Annotated in this window: 23 protein-coding genes; 4 read left to right on the plus strand and 19 right to left on the minus strand. The window is 67.4% G+C overall.

Annotation, left to right across the window (positions count from 1 at the left end; translation table 11 throughout):
* Positions 1 to 2: 2 nt before the first annotated feature.
* The 19 genes from ACEU5R_RS00085 to ACEU5R_RS00175 all read right to left on the minus strand — a co-directional run bounded on the left by ACEU5R_RS00085 (position 3) and on the right by ACEU5R_RS00175 (position 15,863).
* Positions 3 to 683, minus strand: a complete 681-nt coding sequence (locus tag ACEU5R_RS00085; protein ID WP_392408752.1) for a hypothetical protein — start codon at positions 681 to 683, stop codon at positions 3 to 5.
* On the minus strand, positions 680 to 1,135 hold the full coding sequence (locus ACEU5R_RS00090) for a flagellar FliJ family protein (protein WP_392408753.1): 456 nt from the start codon (positions 1,133 to 1,135) through the stop codon (positions 680 to 682). The genes ACEU5R_RS00085 and ACEU5R_RS00090 overlap by 4 nt, the downstream gene beginning before the upstream one ends.
* The gene (locus tag ACEU5R_RS00095) at positions 1,132 to 2,469 is read right to left on the minus strand and encodes a FliI/YscN family ATPase (protein ID WP_392408754.1); all 1,338 of its coding nucleotides are present in this window, start codon (positions 2,467 to 2,469) and stop codon (positions 1,132 to 1,134) included. The genes ACEU5R_RS00090 and ACEU5R_RS00095 overlap by 4 nt, the downstream gene beginning before the upstream one ends.
* Positions 2,466 to 3,086: a FliH/SctL family protein gene (locus ACEU5R_RS00100; protein WP_392408755.1), complete on the minus strand. Its 621-nt coding sequence runs from the start codon at positions 3,084 to 3,086 to the stop codon at positions 2,466 to 2,468. The genes ACEU5R_RS00095 and ACEU5R_RS00100 overlap by 4 nt, the downstream gene beginning before the upstream one ends.
* A gap of 137 nt (positions 3,087 to 3,223) precedes the next feature.
* On the minus strand, positions 3,224 to 3,745 hold the full coding sequence (locus ACEU5R_RS00105) for a hypothetical protein (RefSeq protein ID WP_392408756.1): 522 nt from the start codon (positions 3,743 to 3,745) through the stop codon (positions 3,224 to 3,226).
* Complete coding sequence (gene fliF / locus ACEU5R_RS00110; protein ID WP_392408757.1) at positions 3,745 to 5,172, minus strand: flagellar basal-body MS-ring/collar protein FliF; 1,428 nt, start codon at positions 5,170 to 5,172, stop codon at positions 3,745 to 3,747. Before fliF ends, ACEU5R_RS00105 begins: the two co-directional genes overlap by 1 nt.
* Before the next feature lie 16 nt (positions 5,173 to 5,188).
* The gene (gene fliE, locus ACEU5R_RS00115) at positions 5,189 to 5,485 is read right to left on the minus strand and encodes a flagellar hook-basal body complex protein FliE (RefSeq protein ID WP_212312003.1); all 297 of its coding nucleotides are present in this window, start codon (positions 5,483 to 5,485) and stop codon (positions 5,189 to 5,191) included.
* Entirely contained in the window at positions 5,482 to 5,919 is a 438-nt protein-coding gene (gene flgC / locus ACEU5R_RS00120; protein WP_392408758.1) for a flagellar basal body rod protein FlgC, read from the minus strand. Before flgC ends, fliE begins: the two co-directional genes overlap by 4 nt.
* A gap of 2 nt (positions 5,920 to 5,921) precedes the next feature.
* Positions 5,922 to 6,299, minus strand: coding sequence for a flagellar basal body rod protein FlgB (locus ACEU5R_RS00125; RefSeq protein WP_392408759.1), 378 nt, complete (start codon positions 6,297 to 6,299; stop codon positions 5,922 to 5,924).
* 24 nt (positions 6,300 to 6,323) lie between these two features.
* Positions 6,324 to 7,463 carry a flagellar basal body P-ring protein FlgI gene (locus ACEU5R_RS00130; protein ID WP_392408760.1) on the minus strand — a complete coding sequence of 380 codons (1,140 nt, stop codon included), beginning with the start codon at positions 7,461 to 7,463 and terminating at the stop codon, positions 6,324 to 6,326.
* Entirely contained in the window at positions 7,463 to 8,008 is a 546-nt protein-coding gene (locus tag ACEU5R_RS00135) for a flagellar basal body L-ring protein FlgH (RefSeq protein WP_392408761.1), read from the minus strand. The genes ACEU5R_RS00130 and ACEU5R_RS00135 overlap by 1 nt, the downstream gene beginning before the upstream one ends.
* 65 nt (positions 8,009 to 8,073) lie before the next feature.
* Positions 8,074 to 9,036 (minus strand): flagellar basal body P-ring formation chaperone FlgA, encoded by a 963-nt coding sequence (gene flgA / locus ACEU5R_RS00140; RefSeq protein ID WP_392408762.1) that lies wholly within the window; start codon positions 9,034 to 9,036, stop codon positions 8,074 to 8,076.
* 8 nt (positions 9,037 to 9,044) lie between these two features.
* Complete coding sequence (gene flgG, locus ACEU5R_RS00145; protein ID WP_392408763.1) at positions 9,045 to 9,827, minus strand: flagellar basal-body rod protein FlgG; 783 nt, start codon at positions 9,825 to 9,827, stop codon at positions 9,045 to 9,047.
* 11 nt (positions 9,828 to 9,838) lie between these two features.
* The gene (locus ACEU5R_RS00150) at positions 9,839 to 10,555 is read right to left on the minus strand and encodes a flagellar hook-basal body protein (RefSeq protein WP_392408861.1); all 717 of its coding nucleotides are present in this window, start codon (positions 10,553 to 10,555) and stop codon (positions 9,839 to 9,841) included.
* 49 nt (positions 10,556 to 10,604) lie between these two features.
* A complete protein-coding gene (locus tag ACEU5R_RS00155; protein ID WP_392408764.1) occupies positions 10,605 to 12,680 on the minus strand; it encodes a flagellar biosynthesis protein FlhA in 2,076 nt (691 codons plus the stop codon).
* Positions 12,677 to 13,756 (minus strand): flagellar biosynthesis protein FlhB, encoded by a 1,080-nt coding sequence (locus ACEU5R_RS00160; RefSeq protein ID WP_392408765.1) that lies wholly within the window; start codon positions 13,754 to 13,756, stop codon positions 12,677 to 12,679. Before ACEU5R_RS00160 ends, ACEU5R_RS00155 begins: the two co-directional genes overlap by 4 nt.
* Complete coding sequence (locus ACEU5R_RS00165; RefSeq protein WP_392408766.1) at positions 13,756 to 14,517, minus strand: flagellar biosynthetic protein FliR; 762 nt, start codon at positions 14,515 to 14,517, stop codon at positions 13,756 to 13,758. Before ACEU5R_RS00165 ends, ACEU5R_RS00160 begins: the two co-directional genes overlap by 1 nt.
* Before the next feature lie 7 nt (positions 14,518 to 14,524).
* On the minus strand, positions 14,525 to 14,830 hold the full coding sequence (gene fliQ, locus ACEU5R_RS00170) for a flagellar biosynthesis protein FliQ (protein ID WP_392408767.1): 306 nt from the start codon (positions 14,828 to 14,830) through the stop codon (positions 14,525 to 14,527).
* A 688-nt stretch (positions 14,831 to 15,518) separates the two neighbouring features.
* The gene (locus ACEU5R_RS00175; protein WP_392408768.1) at positions 15,519 to 15,863 is read right to left on the minus strand and encodes a hypothetical protein; all 345 of its coding nucleotides are present in this window, start codon (positions 15,861 to 15,863) and stop codon (positions 15,519 to 15,521) included.
* Positions 15,864 to 15,930: 67 nt separating this feature from the next.
* On the opposite strand from ACEU5R_RS00175, the gene ACEU5R_RS00180 reads away from it, so the two are divergent.
* From ACEU5R_RS00180 to ACEU5R_RS00195, 4 genes are all read left to right on the plus strand, one after another.
* On the plus strand, positions 15,931 to 16,329 hold the full coding sequence (locus ACEU5R_RS00180) for a hypothetical protein (protein ID WP_392408769.1): 399 nt from the start codon (positions 15,931 to 15,933) through the stop codon (positions 16,327 to 16,329).
* A 608-nt stretch (positions 16,330 to 16,937) separates the two neighbouring features.
* Positions 16,938 to 18,197: a nucleotide sugar dehydrogenase gene (locus ACEU5R_RS00185; protein ID WP_103271178.1), complete on the plus strand. Its 1,260-nt coding sequence runs from the start codon at positions 16,938 to 16,940 to the stop codon at positions 18,195 to 18,197.
* A 38-nt stretch (positions 18,198 to 18,235) separates the two neighbouring features.
* The gene (locus ACEU5R_RS00190) at positions 18,236 to 20,716 is read left to right on the plus strand and encodes a hypothetical protein (RefSeq protein WP_392408770.1); all 2,481 of its coding nucleotides are present in this window, start codon (positions 18,236 to 18,238) and stop codon (positions 20,714 to 20,716) included.
* Positions 20,713 to 22,773: a glycosyltransferase gene (locus ACEU5R_RS00195; protein WP_392408771.1), complete on the plus strand. Its 2,061-nt coding sequence runs from the start codon at positions 20,713 to 20,715 to the stop codon at positions 22,771 to 22,773. The genes ACEU5R_RS00190 and ACEU5R_RS00195 overlap by 4 nt, the downstream gene beginning before the upstream one ends.
* The last annotated feature ends 28 nt before the right edge of the window (positions 22,774 to 22,801 follow it).

The raw sequence follows: 22,801 nt of genomic DNA on the forward strand, positions 1-22,801 counted from the left end.
CGTTACTCCGGCGTAGCGGTTGAAGGAGAGTCCGGGCCGCCCGGCAGCGGACGGCCGTTGAGATAGAGCGAAGCCAGATCGCGCGCCCCGCCCTGCATGCTTTCGGCGATGGCCATGGCGAGATGCCGGGCTTGAAGGCTGTTCATCGCGGCGTCGCGGATCCATACCGAAACGCCCTGCTCGTCGTGCTGCGCGTGAACGGACCGCTTGCGCGGCCGGCGCGCCTGCGCGGCTCCCGCCCATCCTGCGGCCGTGGCCGGCTCCGCGAAAGTCGGCGACACGGCCCCCGGCCGCGTGGACAGCGGCGTTGCGGCAACACCCGGTCCGCCCGCGTAAGTCGGCCGAAGCTCGACATCGCCGCGGCCGTCGGCGATCCTCGCCGGCACCGTGGGGTCGCCCTCCGGCCGCAACGCGGCGGGCATGTCGCGCCGCTCCCCCGCCTGCCCGGCCGTATCGGCGGGCCGCGCCGGTCCGGCTGGCGCGACCAACGTCCGCGCGGCGTACGGATCCGCGCGCCCCTGCCGCTCGTCGCCCGGCGTCAGATCGCGCCCGTCCAGCCAGTAACGCGCCTGGGCCTGTTCCATGGCCTGGCGCCATCCCGCCAGCGATGCCGGCAGCCCTTGTTCGCCCCGGGCGGACACCGGGTTCTGCGCGCCCGCGGACGCGTACTCGAGAATGGTCATGAACGATTTCTCCCTGTGGGCCAGGCCGCGTCGGCCTGGCGCTGTTCCGCGCGCGCGGCGTCAACATCGAATTCGCGCCGCGCCTGCGTCTTGTGCCGGTCCACGATCTCGGCGCGCCGGTGCGCCTGCAGCAGAGCGTCGCGACAGCGCTCGACCTCCGCGCGCAATGCGTCCGCCTGGGCACGCGCCTGTTCCCATCGCCCGCGCATGGCCGCGAGCGCTTCGCGCACCGCGATATGACGGGCCGGATCGAAACCCGCCGCGCCGGCGCTCGCGGCGGCCCAATCCGCATGGCCCTGGCTCAACGCGAGGCGTAGCCGGTCGCATATCGCGGCCTGTTCGTCCAGCCGGTCCTGCGCCCGCGCCAGATCCAGCCGCGCCTGTTCCAGGCGATGGCCATACAGCGACTCCAGCGCGGCCAGCGGATAGCGGAAACGAGAGGTCGCGGTCATACCCCGTCCTCCTCCTGCCGGCCAAGAATGGCCGCCAGCGCCGCGTACGCCTGGGCCCTGGACTCCGGCGCGTCGGCATCCTGACGCAGCCACGCGTCCAATCGCGGCGCCATCGCCAACGCCGCGTCCAGGGCGGGATTGGCGCCCGACTGATAGGCGCCGATATCGACCATCTGGCGGTTTCTTTCCAGCAAGGCCAGGCTCGCGGATGCCTGCCGCATCAGCTCCCGCTCCTGACGCGTGGTCAGTTCCTTCACCAGACGGCTGGCGCTGCGCAGCACGTCGATGGCCGGATAGTGGCCGCGATGCGCCAGGTCCCGGCTCAGCACGATATGGCCGTCCAGCGTGGCCCTCAGGCTGTCGGCGATGGGTTCGTTGAAATCGTCCCCCTCGACCAGCACGGTGAACACCGCGCTGATGGATCCGCCGGCCTCCACCCGGCCGCAGCGCTCGCACAGCTCGGGAATCTCCGAGAAAACGGTCGGCGTGTAGCCCCGCGCCGTCGGCGGCTCGCCCGCCGCCAGCCCGATCTCGCGCCGCGCCATGGCATAGCGCGTGACGGAATCCATGGTCAGGAACACATCGCGCCCCTGGTCTCGAAAATATTCCGAGATCGCGAGCGCGGCATAGGTCGCCCGGGCCCGCATCAGGGCGGGTTCGTCCGACGTGGCGACGACCACCACGGAACGCGCCAGCGCGTCCGGACCGAGCTGGCGTTCGATGAAATCACGCACCTCGCGACCGCGCTCACCAATCAGCGCGATGACGTTCACATCCGCGCGCACGCCTCGCGCCAGCATGCCCAGCAGGGTGCTCTTGCCCACGCCGCTGCCCGCAAAAATGCCGACACGCTGCCCCTGCCCCAACGGCAACAGGGCGTCGATCGCCCGAACTCCCGTTTCCAGCGGCATATCGATCGGCTTGCGCCGGAGCGGATTGACCGGAGCGGGTTTCAACGGAACCATGGCCTGGGCCGCGATGGGCGGCCCATCGTCCAGCGCTTCGCCAAACGCATTCACCACGCGACCCAACAAGGCCGGGCCGACCGGCACGCGATCGGAGACGCCGGCCGTGGTCACCCGGCTGCCTGCCGCCACGCCGTCCAGGCGACCATAAGGCATCAACACGACACCGTCGGGCCGCACGCCCACGACCTCGGCCAGGATGCCGGCGCCGCCCGCCTGCGGCGAGATGCGGCATAGTTCACCCAGGCTGGCGTCCGGACCCGAGCACGTCACGGCCAACCCCGACACCTGGCGCACCGCGCCGTCGCGCGCATACAGCGCGGCCGTCCCGATCGCCCGCAGGCAGGCGGACAGGGCCTGGGCCGTCATGGCGTCGCCTCGTGCGCGCGATACGCCTGCGACAGGGCTTCGCCCAGCGCCGCGACCTGCCGTTGCAAGCGCGCGTCCAGGTTGCCCGCCTCCGTCTGCAAGACGCAACCGCCCTGGATCGTGGCGTCGGCCACCCACATGACCTCGGCGGCCTGCGGCGCCAGCGCGGCCGGGTCTATGCCCGCCTCTTTCAGCAGCGCCAGATCCGCCGGCGCCAGTTTCACGCGTACCTGCCCCGGATGCCTGAGCTGGCTGCTGGCCTGGCGCACCAAGGCCATCACCCGCTCCGCATCCGGACGCACACCCAGAATGCGGACCAGCGCCGCGAGCGCCAGCTCCAGCGCCGCGTCCAGCGTCGCCTCCTGCTCGCGCCGCAAGGCTTCAAGCAGGGCATCCATGACGTCCTGGAACCGGGCCTGCTGCGCCTGCCGCCCTTCCTCGGCCTGCGCCCGGGCCTGGGCCAGGCCTTCTTCCCGGCCGGCCCGCAAGCCTTCTTCCCGCGCCGCCTTGCGGGCTTGCTCCGCTTCGGCCTGCACCATGCGCTGCGCCAAGGCCAGGCCACGCTGCTCGATCTCGGCTTCGCTCAGGGCAGCCACCGGCGCCGGGCTGGCGGGCATCTCATCCGTCCGCGCTTCGTCCGGGCGCGCAGGAGCCGCTTCCTGCATGGACGCCGCCTGGCGCGGCACTGCTCGCGTCGAGCCGACCAAGCGGGATGCCGGCGCGATCGGCGCTTGACGCAGGATGGGCGCCGTTCTCATCGCGCGCTCCCGCCGCGACGGAAGAACTGCCATTTGACGGTCGACCTGCGGCCCGGCGACGCCTGCCGCGCCTGCAGGCGCGCCTCCAGCTCTTGCACCAGCGCCTGTTCCAGCGCCGGGGCGGGATCCAGGGTGCGGATCAACGCCTCGATGTTCCTGGCCCGACCCGGCCCGCACAGCGCCATCAGGTCATCGAGCCACGGCCAGCGGTTTCGCCGGAGGATACGGGCCGCCACCGCGTCGGGCTCGCCCCGCAATTGCTTCCAGACGTCCTCCGCCGCAGCCTGCAACAAGCCCGGGCTGGGCTGTCCACCCCGCGCGCCCTCATTCATGGCCTCGCGCTCACGCACCAATTGCGTGATCAGGCCGGGATCCGCGGGAATGCCTGTGCGCCGCAGCTCGGTCAACAGCTCGGCAAGCGGGCCTCGCTGCGCATCGGGCAGGCGGGACAGCAGCCAGGCGCGATCACGATCCGCGACGGCATGCAGGGCCAATGCGCTCAAACGCAAACCGTCCATCAGGACTTCTCCGCGTCGGCCGGCTGACGTGCCGGCTCCAGCCAGCCACGCAGCTGCTGCAACAACGCATCACGCTGCTCGGCCGACAGCCGCGCGGACTGCGGCCGCCGCCGGCTGGCCAGCAAGGCCAGCGCGACCAACACGCCGCCGATCGCCAGCAGCAGGGCGATGGCCAGGCGGGGCGTCCATTCGAACTCGGTGCGCGGGGCGGCAGGCGGCGCGGCCTGCGCCACGGTCATGCCCGCATCCTGCGCCACCACGCCGCTGCGCGCGGCCACCTGCTCCGTGCTGTACACAATGACCGTGTCGCCTCGCTCCACCTGGGCGCCGGCGGCGTTGCCGACCAGCGTGCGCAGGCGATCCAGCGCGACGCCATCCATCGGACCGCGCACCACGGCGGTGACGCCCATCTTCATGATGACGCCCGGCGTCGATACGATTTCCTCGACTTTCCTGCCCGCCTGATAGTCGATTTCGCTGTCCGCGCCGCCGCCGGCGCGGCGCCCGTTGTTCACGCCCGCGCCCGGTTCCCCTTCACGGTTTGAGCGACGCTCGCGCACGACCACGCCGGTGGGCTGGCCCTTGCCGGCCTGTGAATAGGGCAGCACGTCTTCCGTGGTGATGCGGATCCTGTCCATGTTGAGCAGCACGTCCACGCTGGCGACCACGGCGCCGGGTCCGAAAGTCTGGTCCAGCATGCCGGCGATCTTGCGCGTCAGGTATTCCTCGGTCGACCGCTTGAGCGCCAGTCGCGCGTCGGCCGAGGCCGCGCCGTCTTCGCCATCGGCCGAGGCGGTCAAGGCCACGCCATGCTGATTGACGATGGTGACGTTGCGCGACTCGATGTCCGGGATGGACGCCGACACCAGCCGCTGCATGCCCAGCACCTGCTCCGGCGTGAGGTTGCGCCCATCGCGCAGCGTCACCGCGATCGATGCGGTCGGCACGCCCGCGCCGCGACGGAACAGGCCTTGCTCGGGCAAGGCGATCAGCACCCGCGCCGATTCGACGTTGGACAGGGACAGGATGGTGCGGGTGATCTCGCCTTGCAGGGCGCGCTGGTAGTTGATCCGCTGCGCAAACTCGGTCATGCCGAAATCGGCGTTGTTGAACAGCTCGAATCCCACCGTGCCGTGCAACGGCAGATCCTGGCCCAACAGGCGCAGGCGGGTCTTATGGACCAGCTCCTGCGGCACCAGGATGGTCGAGCCGTCCGCGTCCAGGCGATACGGGATCTTCTGCTTGTCCAGTTCCGCCAGCATGGTCGAGGCGTCCTGCGGCTTGACGCCCGAGAACAGGACCTGATAGCTGCCGCGCGTGAGCAGGTAGCCCGCCGCCGCGACCGCGATGACGATCACCAAGGCCCCCAGGAGCAGGGGATAGCGGCTGCGCCGGTCCAGGCGAGCCCAAAACTCCGTAATGAACATTTCCGATCAATCCCGTTCAGATCTGCATGCGCATGACTTCCTGATATGCGTCCAACAGCCGGTTGCGTACTTGCAAGAAAAGCTGGAAGGAAGCCTTGGCCTCTTCCAGCCGGATCATCACGTGGTGCAGATCCTGCACCTCGCCCACCGCGAGCCGCTGCGCGTCTTCCTCCGTGCGCAACAGCGCCCGGTTGACGTTGCGCAATCCCGCGCCGACCATGGCGTCGAAGGACGCGTCGCGCGGCGCGATGGCCGGCGCGACGGGCGCTTGCGCGGCGGCGGCCTGCAGCGCCTGGGCGGCTTGCGCGATCATGTCCGCCCTCCGATCTCCAGCGCCTTCATCGCCATGGTCTTGGCGGCGTTGAACGCGGCCACATCGGCCTCGTAGGCGCGGCTCGCCACCATCATGGTCATCATCTCGGTCAGGGTGTCCACGCCCGGATAGGAGACATAGCCGTCCCGGTCCGCCTGCGGATGGCCCGGCTCATGCACGCGCCGGGCAGGCGCCCGATAGGGCGCGACGCTCAAGCCCTGATTGACGGCCATGCCCTGCTCGACCAGATCGCCGAAGCTGCGCACGCCGTAGACCGCTCGCGTACTGGACATCACTCGCAGCGGCTGATACCCGGCGCCTTGCGGCGACAGCGGCGAATTGGCGTTGGCCAGGTTCAGGGCCGCCACGTCGACGCGCAGCTTTTCCGCGCTCATGCCGGCGGCGCTGATGGCGAATGCGTTTTGATAGTCCATGGTCAGCGCCGTCCGTCGTTCAAGGCCGCTTCCACCAGCGCGAGCTGGCCGCTAAGCGCCTTCACCAGCGCCTGGTAGTGCAGCGCATTGCGGGCCACGCCGGCCACTTCCTGATCGATGGCCACGGCGTTGGCGCCATATGGAGCGGCGCTGCGCGGCGACGCGCTGACCAGCCTGGGCGACGCGAGATCGTGCGCCGCCAGCCTGTCGCCACGCGCCAGCGCGGTCTGCGCGCCCGGCATCAAGCTCTCGAACTCGACCCGCTGCGGGACGTAGCCCGCGGTATGCGCATTGGCGATATTGGCCGCGCCCGCCCGATGCCGCAGGCTGGCGGCGTCGAGCGCGGCGCCCAGGGCGCTCAGGGTGACGGGATCTATCATGGGTATGCTGGGCCTCGGTGAGGGTTACTGGATGATCAGGTCGGCATGCAGCGCGCCGGCGGTCTTGATGGCGCGCAGAATGGAAATGATGTCGCGGGTACTGGTCCGTATCTTCGTCAGGGCCTGCACCAGCTCGGCGACGGTGCTGCCTTCCGACATGACGAAAGCGCTGCCCTCGCCGTCGCGCACGTCGATGCTGGAATTCGAGACGACTTCGGTGCGGATGCCGCCGTCGCCGCCCTGGCGCACGAAGATGGGCTGGGATACCTGGTTGTCGGTGACGATGGAGATGCGCAGGTCGCCATGCGAAATGGCGACCTTGGACAGGCGCACATTGCCGCCCGACACCACCGTGCCCGTGCGCTCGTCCAGGATCACCTTGGCGCGCTGGTCCGGCGTGATCGACAGCGCCTCGATGCGCGAAACGAAGGCGACCAGGTTGTCGCGCTCGAACTCGGGCACCTGGATGTCCACGCCGGCGGCGTCGCGCGCCTTGGCCAGCGGGCGCCCCAGCGCGCGGTTGATCTCGTTGGCCACCCTGCCCGCCGTGGTGTAGTCCGGATTGGACAGGACGAAAGTCATCGCGCCGTCCGCGGTCACCACCTGCGCATTCACGCCGACCTCGACCAGGGCCCCGCCAGGAATCGAACCGGCGGTGGGATGGTTCTTCTGCACCACGTTGCCGTTCATGTCATAGCGATAGCCGCCCACCGACAGCGGACCTTGGGCCAAGGCATAGATCTTGCCGTTCGGCGCCTTGAGCGCGGTGGCCAGCAGGTTGCCGCCCACCAGGCTGCGGGCGTCGCCCGCCGAAGTCACCACCACGTCGACCGCATCGCCCGGCCGCGCGAACGGCGGCAGCATGGCGCTGACCATCACCACGGCCACGTTGCGGCTCTGGACCTGCTCCGGCGCGACCGTCAGGTCGAACTGGGAATAGACATTGGCCATGGCCTGCCGCGTCGTCTTGTTGGACGGCGAATCCCCCGTGCCCGCCAGGCCCGCCACGATGCCGTAGCCGATCAACGAGTTCTCGCGCCAGCCCTTGAGCTTTCCCAGGTCCTTGATGCGCACTACCTCGGTCGCGCTGGAGCGGGCCGCGACGGTCGCCGACGGCGCGACAAGCATCGCGGCCATGAAGAAAGACAGAATCAGCGCGCGCATCAGAAACCCAGCCAGTTGAGGAAGCGGGCCCACCAGGATGGGCGTTGCCGGCCCGCCAGTTCGCCTTCCCCGATGTAGACGATCTCGGCCTCGGCCAGGCGGGTGGACAGCACGACATTGCCCGGCGAAATGTCCTGCGGCCGCACCCGGCCTTTCACCTGGATCTTCTGCTGCTCGTCGTTCACGGTCAGCAGCTGGTCGCCCTTGACGTACAGGTCGCCATTGGGAGCCACGCCGACCACCCCGACCGACATCTGCGCCAACAGCTTGCCGGAGCGCTGGGTCTTGCCCCCGCCATCAAAATCGCTGTCCACGTCGATGCCCCCCGAGGTGGTGGGCCGCCGCGACAGGCGAAACTCCGCGTCGAAACTGGACTTCCGGCCGGTGGAGGTATCGGCCGAGCTGCTCGCCGACGAGGTCTCGACCACCTGGATCGTGAGCACGTCGCCGATGCGCGCGGCCTTGCGGTCCGTGCCCAGCGAACGATAGAGGTCGGGATCGAACAGGCTTTCCGCGCGCGCGGGTCCGCCAACGATCATCAGCATCCACGCCAACGCCAGGCAGGCCGCGACACGCGGCGCAACGCCAAATCTGAATCCGAAGCCAGGCATCATTGGCTCACCTCCACCAGTCCGCCACGCACCACGCGCGCGACCACGGCCTCGGAAGCGTTGGCCGGCATGACGCGCAAGGTGCGATCGGTCCAGCCATCCTGCAATGCCCTGGCCGAGGTTTCGATGGTCACCGAGCCGGCGCGCACCCGCAGCGCCACCTGATCGCCACGCTCCACGTCCGGCAGCGCCTGCAACTGCGAGCGCATCAACACCGCGCCGGCCGCCAGCGGCTGGCGCGCGCGCACGGCGCCCAGCGGTTCGTGCGCCGGCCAGTAAGCGCCCGACAGCGCCGCCACATCGCGCTCTTCCACGCTCATATCCGTCATCGATACCGACGCGCCGGCCGGAATGCTGGCGTTCAGGCGCAGCACCGGCGCCATCGCCTGGATCCGCAAGGCCACCGGAATCGCCCGGTACAGGCGACCGCCCTGCCACAGTTCGACCCACACCACCAGGCGCTGCGTCACCTCGACCTGCGGGTCTAGCGGGCGGGCGCGCAGTTCGACGGCGCCTGCCGCCACCAGGTCGGGCAAGGGACTGCCGGCCGCTTCGATGACCAGATCCCGGAACCTCGGCCGCAATGCCGCACGCGCGGCCTCGGTCGCGCATCGAAGCACCGCGTCGCGATCCAGCGCAACGGTCTTGCGCGCCACGCGCACGGACGCATTGCCCTTCCAGGCCACCACGCCCAGATCCTCGTCCGCCGTGGCGATCCAGCGCTCCAGTTCATCGCGCGTGATCTCGCGCGCCTCGCCGGAAGCGGGCACGGCGCCTATGCGCAAGCGGGCCAGGCGGTCGCGGCGATCGGCCGGCGCGTCGATGCGCGCCACGTCGCCCAGCGTCAACGCGGGCGCGCGGACCTGGACGGAGGCGCGCAGGAACAGTTCGGCGGCGTCCTCCTGGGGCGCGGCGCCAGCGCCACCACCACACAACGCCGCTACGAGCATGAGCTTTCTCACGGGATCGCCTAGCGTCGCAGGTTGTTGACCAGACCCAGCATGTCATCGGATGCCTGGACGATCTTCGCGTTCGCCTCATAGGCGCGCTGCGCGACCATCAGGTTGATGATTTCTTCGTTGAGCTGCACGTTGGACGATTCCAAGTAGCCCTGCGCGTACAGGCCCATGCCATCCTCGCCCGGCCGCCCCAGCACCGGCTCGCCGGACCGCTCGGTGGCCTGATAAAGGCCATCGCCCAGCGCGGCCAAATCCTCGGCGGCATTGAAACGGACCAGGTCCAGCTTGCCGAGTTCGTCGGCGTCGCGGCCGCCATTGCGCCACGCAGTGATCTTCCCGTCCGGCGCGATGGTCAGCTTCTCGGTGTCGGCCGGTACGGAAATCATGGCCTTGAGCGGCAGGCCCGCCAGCGTCGTCAGCATGCCGTCCTGGTCCACTTTCAACGGGCCGCCCCGCGTATAGGCGACGCCGCCATCCGGCATCGCCACTTCCAGCAGGCCCTCGCCGCGTATCGCCAGGTCCAGCGGCTTGCCGGTCTGCTTGATTTCGCCAGACACGAAGGACTTGGCATGGCGCGAGATCGCCACGCCCAGCCCCAGGTTCCGGGCCGCATCGGCGCCTGCCACGCCGGCGGGCTGCCCGCCCGTCGCGGCGCGCGTCATCAGATCGCCGAACACCACATACGATTTCTTGTAGCCAGCGGTATTCATGTTGGCCAGGTTCTGCGCCACGGCGTCCACGCCCGTCTGCTGGGCATGCATGCCCGTCGCGCCCACGTACAACGAATCGATCATTCCCGCGCTCCTCAGATCTCGCCCAATTTCTGCACAGCCCGCCCCGTCATGTCGTCGACGAACTGCGCGGTTTTTTGCAGGCTTTCGAAATGGCGCATGACTTCTATCAGGCCGGCCATCTCATGCGCGGGGTCGACGTTGGACCCCTCCAGATAGCCCTGCAGCACCGACGAGCCGCCTTCGCGCATGGGCTGCGCCCGTTCCTGCCCGGCGCGGTAGACTCCGGCGCCCAGCCGCGTCAGGTTTTGTGGCGCGTCGAAACTGGCCAGGCTGAGCCTGTCGATGAATTTGCCCTGGTCGTAGACATTGCCCTGCGCGTCGATGCGCGGCGCGTTCGAGGCGAGCCGGATCTCTCCGCCCATACCCATGACCAGATCGCCACCCGCATTCACCAACCTGCCCTGGCTATCCACCCGCATGGCGCCCTGCCGCCCGTATAACGTGGCGCCGTCGCGCGACAGCTCCAGGAACGCGTTCTCGCCGCTCAGCGCCATATCTAACGGTCGCCCGGTGTACTGCACCGCGCCGGGACGCATATCGGCGCGGCTGACGGCGCGCCCTCCCGCCCGGGCCGTTTCGCCCTGTTCGAGCGCGTCGAGCTGCGCCTCGAAACCGGTGCCGTTGATCATTTCGCGCTTGTAGGCCGGCGTGCGGACGTTGGCCAGGTTCGTGGCGATGGCCGTCAGCCGGTCCTGGTCCACTCCCATGCCCTGCGCAATCACGTTCATGATTTCCAAGTTGGACTCCTTCCTCTTTCCTGTGGTGCGGTCCGTGGGCTCAAGCCGCGGTCGCGTCCTGCAACAATGGCACCGAGACCGCCGAGAACGCCTTCAGATCGATGCTGCCGGGTATCTCTGACATCGACAGCACCCGCAGATGCGGCAGCACGCGCTCGGTGAGCATCCGCATGTGCCGCCGCAGATCCGGTGAACAGAGCAGCACCGGCAGCAGATTCGCCTTCATCATTCCCTCGGCCTGCTGCACCAGGCCGCCGACCAGTTGATCGGCCACGCGCGGCTCGATCGCCAGCCGGCCGCCCGACTCGGCCGCCGCCCGCAATGACTGGCCGATATGGGCCTCCACCAGCGGATCCAGCGTGATCACATGCAAGGTTCCGGCATCGCCGGACAGAGAACGGCAGATCGCCTGTCCCAGCCGCTGACGGGCCAGCTCGGCCAGCTGCGGGGCGTCGCGTTGATGGCGACCCGCATCGGCCAGCACCTCCAGAATGGCTTCCAGATTGCGTATGCTCACCTTCTCGCGCAGCAGCGCCTGCAACACCTTCTGCACTTCCGTCACGGACAGGACGCCGGGCGTGATCTCTTCCACCAAGCCGGGCTGCGACTTGCGCACGCGCTCCAGCAGCCGGTCGGTTTCGGCGCGCGTCAGCAGCGTGGCGGATTCGCGCCGAAGCACTTCGGTCAGGTGCGTCATCAGCACGGTCATGCCGTCGATCAGCGTGTAGCGGCCCTGCTGGGCATTGGCCTTCTCCGACTCCTCGATCCATACGGCCGGCAGTCCATAGGTAGGATCGCGCGTCTCGATGCCGCGCACGGTCTTGGTCACGCCGGCGGGGTGGATCGCGAGCCAACGGCCGGCCATGGCCATGCCCTTGCCCGCCGGCACCCCGTGAATCAGGATCTCGTATTCGTCCGGCCCCAGCCGGGCGCTGCCCCGGATCTTGACGGTGGGAATGACCATGCCCATTTCCAGCACATACTGGTTGCGGAACACGGCGATGCGATCCGGGAAGCCGCTGCGCTCGATCACGTGCGGCAGCAACTGAGCGCCGGCCTGGATCTCGACCGGCTCCACCGTCAGCGCCTCGTAGGGATCACCCGCCTGCGCGGCCGGCGGCAGCCCTGCCTCCGGTTCCTCTTGCGGCGGGGCGGCATCGCGACCGGCCCGCCTGGCCAGCCAGGCCAGTCCGAACACCGTGATTCCCAGCGCCAGCGCGGGCAGAGCCGGAATCCCCGGCAGCGCCACCATCGCGAACAAGCCCGCGCACACCAGGAACAGCGTCTTGGGAAACAGCGTGATCTGGCGCGCGACCTCGCCGCTGAAGTTGCCGTCGGACGCCGAACGCGTGACGATGATGCCGGTGGCCACGGCGATGACCAGCGCCGGCACCTGCGTGACGATGCCGTCGCCGATGGTCAACAGCGTGTATGTCCTGACGGCCTCCCCCCACGGGATGCCCAGCTGCATTACGCCGATCACCAGGCCGCCGATGATGTTGATGGCCATGATCAGGATGCCGGCGATGGCGTCGCCCTTGACGAACTTCGACGCGCCGTCCATGGCGCCATAGAAGGCCGCTTCCTTTTCCAGAGTCTTGCGCCGCTGCTGCGCCTGTTCCTGGGTGATGAAGCCCATGTTCAGATCGGCGTCGATGCTCATCTGCTGACCCGGCATGCTGTCCAGCGTGAAACGGGCCGCCACCTCAGAGACGCGCTGCGCGCCGCTGGTCACCACCACGAACTGCACCACGATCAGGATCAGGAACACGATCAGGCCGATCACATAATTGCCGCCGACCACGTAGCCTCCGATGGCCGAAATCACCCTGCCGGCATTGGCGTCCGACAGGATCAACCGCGTGGCGGCGACGTTCAGGGACAGGCGGAACAAGGTCGCGATCAGCAGCAGCGACGGAAAGGTGGAAAACTCCACCGGCCTGGCCATGTAGAACGTCAGCAGCAGGATGAGAAAGGCGAAGCTGAAATTGGCCAGGATCAGGAAATCCAGCATGCCTGGGGGAATCGGCATGAACAGGACGACCAGCACGCCCATGACCACCAGGACCATGACGATGTCCCGGTTGCCCGCCAGCCATTGCGCCAGGCGGTTCATTGCGCGGCTCCCACGACATGGCGGGCCTCGCGCCGGGCGATCAGCCACACCATCACTCGCGCCACCGCCGGATACAGGTCCAGCGGAATCGCCTGCCCCATTTCCCCTTGAAAATACAGGGCGCGCGCCAGCGCGGGATTGCGCACCACGGTCACGCCACGGCGCGCAGCCTCGGCGCGCATGCGCGCCGCCAGCAGGCCCGCGCCCTTGGCCAGCATGACGGGCGCGGCCATCTCGCCGCGCTTGTATTGCAGCGCCACGGCGATGTGCGTGGGATTGACGATCAGCACGTCTGCCTGGCCGATCTGCCGCACCGACGCCGCCTTGCGCAGCATTTCGATGCGCAGCGACCTCAGCCGCGAACGGACGCGCGGATCGCCTTCCCTGTTCTTGACCTCGTCCTTCACGTCGCGCTTGCTCATGCGCATCTTGCGCTTGAACTCGTGGCGCGTGTAGGCCATGTCCAGCAGGGCGAGCAGCAAGGCCGCGAAGGCCATTTTCAGGGCCAGCGAGGCGAGCATGGCGAGCAACTGCCTCAGCGCCTCGAACGGCGTGCGCTCGCCGAGCGCGGACAGGGAGCCCAGCAAGGCCTTGAGCGTCATGTACAGCACGCCGGCCAGCAGCGCAACCTTGCAGACGCTCTTGGCCGCGTCGTAGGTCGTGCGCAGGGAAAACAGCCGCTTCAATCCGGCCACGGGATTGATGCGCGCCAGATCGGGCTTGAGGGGAAATCCGCTCCAGATCAGGCCGGTCTGCGCCACATTGGCCGCGATCGCGGCCAGGCCGACCGCGATCGCGAAAGGTGCGATGATCAGCAGCGCATCGGCGCCGACGCGGCCGATCAGCGCCGCCACGGAAGCCAGGCTGAACGGCATGGACAGGCCCTGGACCAGCGCGGCGCGCGCCAGCATCGCCAAGGCCCGCGCCGCCTCCCAGCCCCAGGCATACAGGGCGCAGGCCGCGGTCAACAGGGCCACGGCGCCAGTCAAATCGGGGCTGCGCGCCACCGTTCCGCGCCGACGCGCCTGCTGCAGCTTGTAGGGGGTCGCGGCCTCGCTCTTGTCGAATTCCTGCATCAGCGCACCGCCCCGTTCCACACGTCCGACACGAGGTCGAAGATCCTGGACAAGCCGGCAGGCATGTGGTGCGACCAAAACGTCAACGCGGCGAGCCCGGCCAGGATCTTCACGGGCAACGCGATGACGAAGACGTTCATCTGCGGCAGCCCGCGAGCCAACATTCCCAGCCCGAGTTCGATCAGCAGGATCGCCACGGCCACGGGCGCGATCAGCATGAAGCCCAGCCCATAAAGCTTGCCCCAGGCCGCCAGCATCGCCGGCAGGTTCATGGCGTCGAACGAGAATCCGCCCACCGGCACCATGTCCAGGGTGTGGGCCAGCCCTCTGAGCAGGGCGTGATGGCCGTCCACGAGAAAGAAGATCAGCGCGCCCGAGTACATGAAGACCGAGGTCACCACGGGCACTTGCGCGCGGCTGACGGGATCGAAGATCTGGCCAATGCCGAAGCCGATTTGGATGTCCAGGACCCGGCCGGCGAACGCCACGGCGGCGAATGCGCAGAAGATGCCGCAGGCCAGCAGCAGGCCGAAGGAAAATTCCGCCGCCGCCAGCGCAAGGAACGCGCCGGTATCGGGCGCCGGCATCGTGGGCGTCCACAGCGCTCCCGCTATCGCCACGGACAAAGCGACGACCAGTAGGACACGCGCCGTCGCCGGAATGGGAAACAAGGAGAACACCGGCGTGAACGCCAGCATCACGCCCACGCGCAAAGACAGCAATGCGATCGTCTCGATGAGGGGGATCTGGAGGTCTGGCATCAGATCCTCACCGTATCCCGGGCATGTCGCGCAGCAAGGCCGTCGCGTACTGCATCAAGGTGCGCAGCATCCAAGGCCCGAACAGCGCCATGGCGATGACCGCTGCGACGATCTTCGGGATGAACGTCAGCGACATTTCCTGCACCTGGGTCACCACCTGCAGGATGCTGATCACCACGCCCACCGTCAGGGTCAACAACAATACCGGCGCGCAAATCAGCAGGCCCGTCCAGAACAGGTCGCTCATCAATTGGATTGCCAGATCAGGCCGCATGCGCCGCCTCCGCGCGCCTTGCGGCACCGACGACGCCATGAGCGCTGGCCCATCCCTGGACAGGATGCCAGCGCTTGACGGGACGTGACGGGAAAGACATGTGTGGACTCGAAACCGGCAACGGAAAGCAGGAGGATTCGCGCTACTTCAAAGTTCTGGATGGGAGAACTGACGTATCAAGAGATGCACAGGAAAATCTAAATGTTGCAAACACTGGCCGCACGAATGCCCCGCCCTGCCTACAGGGCGGGGCTTGCGTGCGTCTCACGAGGGTCTTTCGTGCTTGCCGTAGGCGATGCCCGTCGTGCCGGCGAGAAGTTTCAGCCGTCGTCCGGTCCGCCGTGGCATGCCATGCACCGGCCTGTCGGCCCGCTGCTCAGGACATGCCGGCCACGTGCGTTGTGCCCATCCATCCACCCAGCCGCTCAGGCGCAGGCTGCGATGCAAGATGGGAGCGGGCCACAACCATTGAATTTCGCGGAGCATGGATAGACTTGAAAAGCGCGGCGCGCCTTTCGCGCCGCTACATAAATCAAGTTATCCCCCCTGCCGGAAATCAGTTTAGAGGTCAGCCGAAAAAAAGTTTACGCGTCATCAACTGACGCCCAAACGGGCACTCTTGGGCAAGTGCCCGCAGCTTGCCGCAAGCAACGATCAGCCGCCAGCGACGATCCATAAGACACGTCTCAAATCCCTTCTGAATAGATCCCGCCCAGACCCGCATGGGCTACACCGCCGCCTCCACCACCGCCTCGCAGTGGATACGCAAGCTGCCATAGTGCGCCAGGCGCAGGAATACATAACGCGACCTCGCCGACGCGGGCCGCTTCGTGTCCCAGTGGAGCGCGTCGCACCGGTCCAGGCAATCGTCCGCCTCAGGATCCGCGTCGCTCAGGACTTTTGCAAAGTACGCTTGAACGGCGGCAAAGTTGTAGATCCCCTCAAAACGCAGCGACACCCTGGCGCGCGTCCTGTCGAACACCGCATAGAGCAGGAAAGTCAGCAAGGCGCTGCGATCAGACGCGTCGAGGCTGGCCTGCTCCAGCAAGCCGTCGTGGTATTGGTAATGCAAATTTCGCTCCTAGGGTCGATTCGCGCGGACCAGGCCGCCACCCGAATCTTCCCGAAACCAGAATCTCATGCACCAGATCGGCTTCATATACCAAGACCCAGATCACCGCAACCGCCATGGCGACGGCGTGGAGCTGGTGAAAATCCCCGGCGCCGCCGGGCGTATCGGCTTCTTCTGTGCTGAATACGACGTGCTCTGGACATCCTCCGACGAAATCGGCACGGCTGCGGGGACTCCGGTGAGCCAATCCATGGCCCTGCGGGCCGCCGATATCCCGCACATCTGCGCCCAGGGGCACGGCCACCTGATCGATCTGGTCAGGGACTTCGACACCCATACCAAGGTATCGCGGAGGATTTACCTGAAAAACACGTCCTCGCCCTACGCCTTTTTCACCTGCGGCAGCGCGGCATTCCGGAACGGGCGCAACCGAATCGGCGCTATGGGATCGCACCGGCTTCGCTGAGCGCCATCGTCAGCCATCAACTGATCGAACGCCTGACCGGCATCGTGCAATGCCCTATCCCCGGCCGACAGGCCGAGCCGCCCGTGGCGATTGTGTTCCCGCGCTGATGCGGCGGGACGGCAGGCATGGGCGGACAGATGAACCCTGGCCCATCCGTAACCCGATATTGTTGCGGTGACATTTCCCCCGCTTATTAATAAATACCCACAGACCGAATATCGCGTCTTTTCAACTTCATTAAAAAGACCAAGAAAAACGACTTTTAATATTTGAAAACATTTTCCCCAATGGAAAATGTAGCAATTTATGTAATCGATGTAATCAATATTGGGGATACCCCGGGTTTATTGCGATATCTCCGATTTATTTCCACAGCAATCAGAATATTTAGAAAGAAAATTGCTGTCCGCGACCTCTACGATTCGTCTGTTCGCCGCCTCGTTCGTATGACGGGGTATCGAGTTGTAATCAATCTTCAGCATCGCATCCACCTCAAAGTAAATCCAGCGCGCATCGATTTCATATTGATGACTGGTATTTGAGCGTCGGTTTCTAGTGTCTACGACACGACGAAAACAGAGAGGTCCCCCGTGGCAAAGAGAATCGCAGTGTGTGGCCTTGGTTATGTCGGCCTGCCCGTGGCCGTGGCATTTTCCAAGCGCTTTGACGTCATCGGTTTTGACGTGGACAAGCGGCGGATCGCCAGTCTGAAAGCCGGAAACGACTGGACAGGCGAGATCGAACGCGAAGCCTTGCTGGCTTCCCCGATGCAATTCACCGACCAGGTGACGGAACTGCAGGGTTGCGATTTCTTCGTGGTGGCCGTGCCGACGCCGGTCGACGAGAAGAACAATCCCGATTTCTCCCTGCTGGTGAAAGCCTGCCGTTCGATCGGCCCCGTGCTGCGCCCGGGCTGCATCGTGGTCTTCGAATCCACCGTCCACCCTGGCGCCACCGAGGACATCTGCGGCCCCGAACTGGAAAAGGCCTCCGGCCTGCGCTGCGGCGTGGACTTCAAGCTGGGCTACAGCCCGGAGCGCATCAACCCGGGCGACCGCGAGCACCCGCTGGAGAAGATCGTCAAGATCGTGTCCGGCCAGGACCAGGAATCGCTGGATCACATCGCGGGCGTCTACGAGCAGATCATCGACGCCGGCGTGCACCGCGCCTCCTCCATCAAAGTGGCCGAAGCGGCCAAGGTGCTGGAAAACACGCAGCGCGACATCAACATCGCGCTGATGAACGAGATGTCCAAGATCTGCGACCTGATCGGCATCCGCACCGCCGACGTGCTGAACGCGGCCGGCACCAAGTGGAACTTCCTGAAGTTCACGCCCGGCCTGGTGGGCGGCCACTGCATCGGCGTCGATCCCTACTACCTGACCTCCAAGGCGCAGGAACTGGGCTATCACCCGGAAGTCATCCTGTCGGGCCGCCGCATCAACGACGGCATGGCCAGCCATGTGGCCGCGCGCGTGGTGCAGACGCTGGCCCGCAACGGCCGCCTGAACGCGTCGACCCGGGTCGGCATCCTGGGCATGACGTTCAAGGAGAACGTGCCCGACATCCGCAACTCCAAGGTGGTCGACCTGTATCGCGCGCTGGGCGACTACGGCATCACGCCCGTGGCGTGCGACCCGATGGTCGACGCGGAGCAGATGCAGCACGAGTACGGCATCAGCCTCGTGCCGCGCGATCAGTTCCGCGACATGGACGTGCTGATCCTGGCAGTGCCGCACCGAGAAACCATGGACACCATCTGGGAAGACCTGCCAGGCCTGGTGAAGACGGGCGGCATGGTGTGCGACCTGAAATCCGTGCTGGACAGCCGCCGGCTTCAGTCCGACCTCTTGTACTGGACGCTCTGAGTCCAGGCCCGCCACCCATCATCACAGGAGAGGCCGGAATGACCGCCTTCACCATCGCTCCCATCGGCACCTGCCGCATCCACACCCCGCTGCGCGACGCCGTGGGTCGTTACCCGATCAAGCTGCAACTCGGGCGAAACTACGGCTTCGTGCACACCAGCACCGAGGCATTGCAGCAGGCCCGCTACATGTTCGGCCAGGGCGAGATTCCCGCCGACGTGCAGCGCCTGATCTTCCGCCCGTCCAACGGCGAGCAGGCGCGCCGCGCCACGCACAAGCCGGCCGACCTGTACATGGTCGAACTGTCCTCGCGCAAGCTGCTGACCATCGACGGCCATCCGATACAGTCCAACTACCTGGCGCGCTATTTCAGCGAGTTCTTCGCCGATCGCGCGCGCACCCGGCTGTTCTGGTCCATGGCCAGCGCGGACCGCCTGGCCGAGCGGCGCGCGGCGCTGGAACAGGATGCGGTCTACAAGAGCCTGACGCCGGAAAACCGCGAGCTGCTGGCCCGCATCGTCAAGCGCGATCTGACGGACGACGAGATCGAACAGGAAATGCGCCAGCTGGTCGAGCTGCTGGGCCGCGACAAGGTGGTGTTCGTCACGCACGTCAACGCCATGACGCCCGACAATGTGCCGATCGAACAACGCGAACAGCTGATCGCCGCGGTGGTCGCGAGCAGCCAGCGCATCGGCGTGCCCTGCTACGACCCGACACCGCTGATGAACAAGCTCGGCCAGGCCGAGGCGATGGAAGACGGCGGCCTGGACCTGACGCACTACACCCCGCTGTTCGCCGAGCGGCTGTATACCGATTGGTACAAGACCTTCATGCGTCCGCGCATGAGCGCATCCGCGCCGCAGCCCGCCGCGTCCAAGCTGGGCGCCGACGACAGCGCCGAGCGCATCGAGAAGCTCTGGGACGCCGGCGAGCTGCGCGAGGCCTCGCGCCGCCTGCGCGACGTACTGCGCCGCCATCCCGGCCTGCCCGACCATACGCTGCTGTTCGCGCGCATCCAGGAAGAGCTGGGCGACTACGAAGGCTCGCTGGCGCTGCTGGACGGCGCCGACGGCGCGCTGGCGGCCGGCAGCAAGGCCGAGCAGATCCTGATGCGCAACCATTTCAAGCTGGGCCGCCATGACGTGGCCTACTCGCTGGCGGCCGGCCTGTTGGGCGACGAGATCGAAACCCCGGAAATCCTGCGCATCGCCGCGATCTGCGCCAGCCATCTGGGCCACGCCGACGAGGCGCAGGGCAACTGGAAGCAGCTGTTCCGCATCGCATCGCCCGACGATCCGGTGGCCACGGTCGCCGCCGACACGGTGCTCTCGCTGCTGCAGGCCAGCGGCGACATGGACGCGGCGATCCGATGGGTCCATGAAGTGCGCGCGGCCATCCCCCGCCATGCGCGCGGCTTCGCGATGCTGTGGCGCGACCGCCTGATCGCCGGCGACCGCGCGGGGCTGCGCGCCCTGGCGTCCGAGTCGCCCGCGCTGACGGATGCCGAGGCGCTGGAACTGGTCAAGGAAGCGTCCTGGCGCGGCTGCATCATGGCCGCGGCCGCCCTGGCCGTGTCCTGCAAGCTGGCCGAAAGCGCGCAGGAAGACATTCCCGCCTGGCTGCGGGCGCAGTCCTCGACCTGGGCCGAGGAAGGCGCGCGGGCCCTGGATGAAGGCCGCCTGCGCGACGCCGCCGAGCGCATCTGCGCGCACCGCCTGCTCAATCCGGACGCATTGTCCAGCGTGCGCGCGCAGCGCGCCTTCGAGCGCGCGATGCGCCTGGGCGCGCGGGCCGCGCTGGTGGCGGGCAACCACAAGGAGGTGATCGACCTGACCGACATCGCGCTCGACACCGAGGTCGAATTCCCCGAGCTGCACGCCATGCGCGGCCGCGCGGCCGACGCGCTGGGCGACAAGCAGACCGCCATGCGTCATCTGGAACAGGCGGCCGCCAACGAGTCCGCGCCGTTCAGCACGCAGCTGCATTTCGCGCGGGTGGCGTTCAACGGCGGCTGGTTCGGCGAGGCCATCGACGCCTACCAGATGGTGCTGGCCCATGCCAGCGCCGACCAGAGCGCCCGCGACGAGGCCGAGCGCCAGCTCGGCCGGCTGGGACCGCGCGCGATCCGCGGCGCCCGGGAAATCCTGTCGGCGGGCGATCCCAAGGCCGCCTGGAAGCTGCTGGATCGCGTTGCGCAATCCTGGCCGCAGATGACGGAAGTCGATCACGAAAAGCGGCGCATCCTGGCCGTGCTGTACGCCGAGGCGCGTGGTCTGGAATCGTCCAGCACCACCGAACGCCTGGCGCTGGGCGAACGCATTCTGCAACTGGTGCCTGATGATCCCATCGGCCTGCGCCTGGCCGCTGTCGGCGCCATGCGCCTGCACCGCTTCGAACAAGCGCTGCCCTACTGGCGCGCGCTCCAGGAACGTTCCGACAATCCGGCTCAGTACGACCACTACATCCAGCGCTGCCAGGTGTGGATCGAAAAGGCCAATCGAAGGAAGGCAGCATGAATCCGCCCCTGACCACCGATCGCAAGCACGCCGAGTCCGACCTTCCCGAGGTCCAGGCGCGGCTGGAGGAAATCGTCGCGGCATCGGGCAGGGTCCAGGTCGCGCAGGAAAACCTGGCGCGCGCGCAGGCGCTGGCGCGTGATCACATGGCCGATTCCAAGGTCCGCTTCCTGCTGCTGCGGCTGCAGGAAGCCGCGGGCCTGAACGAAGGCCTGTCCGGACAGTGGACCACGCTGCTGCGGGAATGTCCCGATGACCTGGAGATCGTGCGCTACTGCGCGACGCGCCTGGTCAAGGAACGGCATGTCGAGGACGCGCTGGCCCTGGTCGAGCGCCATCTGCCCGAGTCCAGCGACAATCCCGCCCGGCTGTTCGCCCGCGCCAAGCTGCTGAGCGACATCCGCGCGCATGAGCAATCCGACGCGCTGTTCCGCCGGCTGATCTCGCAGCACACCGACCGCAACATGCGCGTGGAATTCGCCAAGCGCCTGCGCAAGCGGGGGCTGCTGGCGGATGCGTTCGACGTCATCGCGCCCGTCGCGCGGCACCTGGCGCCCGGCAGCAAGGCGGCCGAGCTGGCCGACGCGCTGGCAAGCGACTACGCCTTCTATCAGCGCCTGGAGCCCGAATCGGCGCTGGTCGGCAAGGACATCCGGATCGTGTCGATGAAGCACGCGATCCTGCACTTCCGCGACCGGCACCTGCCCGAACAGGGGCCGGAAAAACCGGTCTCGGTCGCGCTGGTGACCGGCAGCCTTGGCCCCGGCGGCGCCGAGCGCCAGCTGACGCGACTGGCTGGCGAACTGACCCGCCTGGCGGAACAGCCGGGGCAAGCGCCCCTAGATCTGCTGCCGAAGCCGGAAAAAGTCGAAGTGCTCGTCAAGCAGCACACCGAGCCGTCGGGCTCGGCCAAGAAGCAAGGCCTGGACTTCTTCCTGCCCGTGCTGGTCAAGGCGCAGATCCCGGTCACGGAGATCAACAAGCTGCCGCCGGTCTCGGTGTCCCATCAATCCGTGCCGGAGGGCCGCCTGGGCCGGCTGCTGGAACAGCTGCCGCCGCCGGTGCACTACGGCGTGACGCGGCTGGCGCCGGTGCTGCGGACGAACCCGTTCGACGTGGTCAGCCTGTGGCAGGACGGCACCTGCCTGTTCGGCGCGCTGGCGGCGCTGCTGGCGGGCGCGCCCACCATCCACCTGGTGTTCCGAGGGCTGCCGCCGAACATCCGCAAGGACCGCTTCCGCGAAGAGTATCCCGAGCTGTACCAGGCCCTGGCCCAGGTGCCCGGCGTGCACTTCGTCAGCAACAGCCGCAAGGCGGCCGAGGCCTACTCGGAATGGCTCGGCATCCCCATCGTGCGCTTCCATGTGCTGTACAACGGCGTGCCGGATCTTGCCACCGACGCCGCCGCCACGGACCAGGACAAATGGCGGGCGTTCCAGGAAAACACGGCCGATGCCACGGAAACCATCGGCGGCGTGTTCCGTCTGGAACCGGACAAACGGCCGCAGCTGTGGATCAAGCTCGCGGCGCTCTACCTGAAGCAGCGCCCGCGGGCGCGCTTCGTCATCGTCGGCGACGGCCGGCTGCACGAGAACATCGTGGCGCTGGCGGAAGAGCTGCAGGTGACGGAGCGATTGCTGCTCGTCGGCCTGTCCAACCATGTGGGCTACTGGTATTCACAGATGGACGCCAAGGTGCTGCTGTCGCGCTACGAAGGCCTGCCCAATGTGCTGATCGAGGCCCAGCTGCTGGGCGTGCCGGTGGTCTCCACGCCCGCCGGCGGCGCGGGCGAGTGCTTCGTCGAGGACCAAACCGGCCACCTGCTGGGCGATGTCGAGCATCCGGACCTGCACGAGGCCTGCGACAAGGTGGCCTCGATCGTGGACCGCGTGCGCGACGACCCGGCCCTGAAGGCGCAGAGCCGCACGCGGGCGCAGCACCTGTTCTCGCTGGACGCGATGCTGGCCAAGTTCCTGAGCCTGTGCGTGCCCGTCATGCCCGAATCGGAGAACGATGAATGCATGGACATGGCGCCGATGCGCCTGATGCAGGCCTGAGCGGCCGCGGGCCATCCTCCCCACATCC

The sequence above is a fragment of the Achromobacter sp. 413638 genome, assembly GCF_043119405.1.
In the GTDB taxonomy this organism is placed as follows: Bacteria; Pseudomonadota; Gammaproteobacteria; order Burkholderiales; family Burkholderiaceae_B; genus Achromobacter.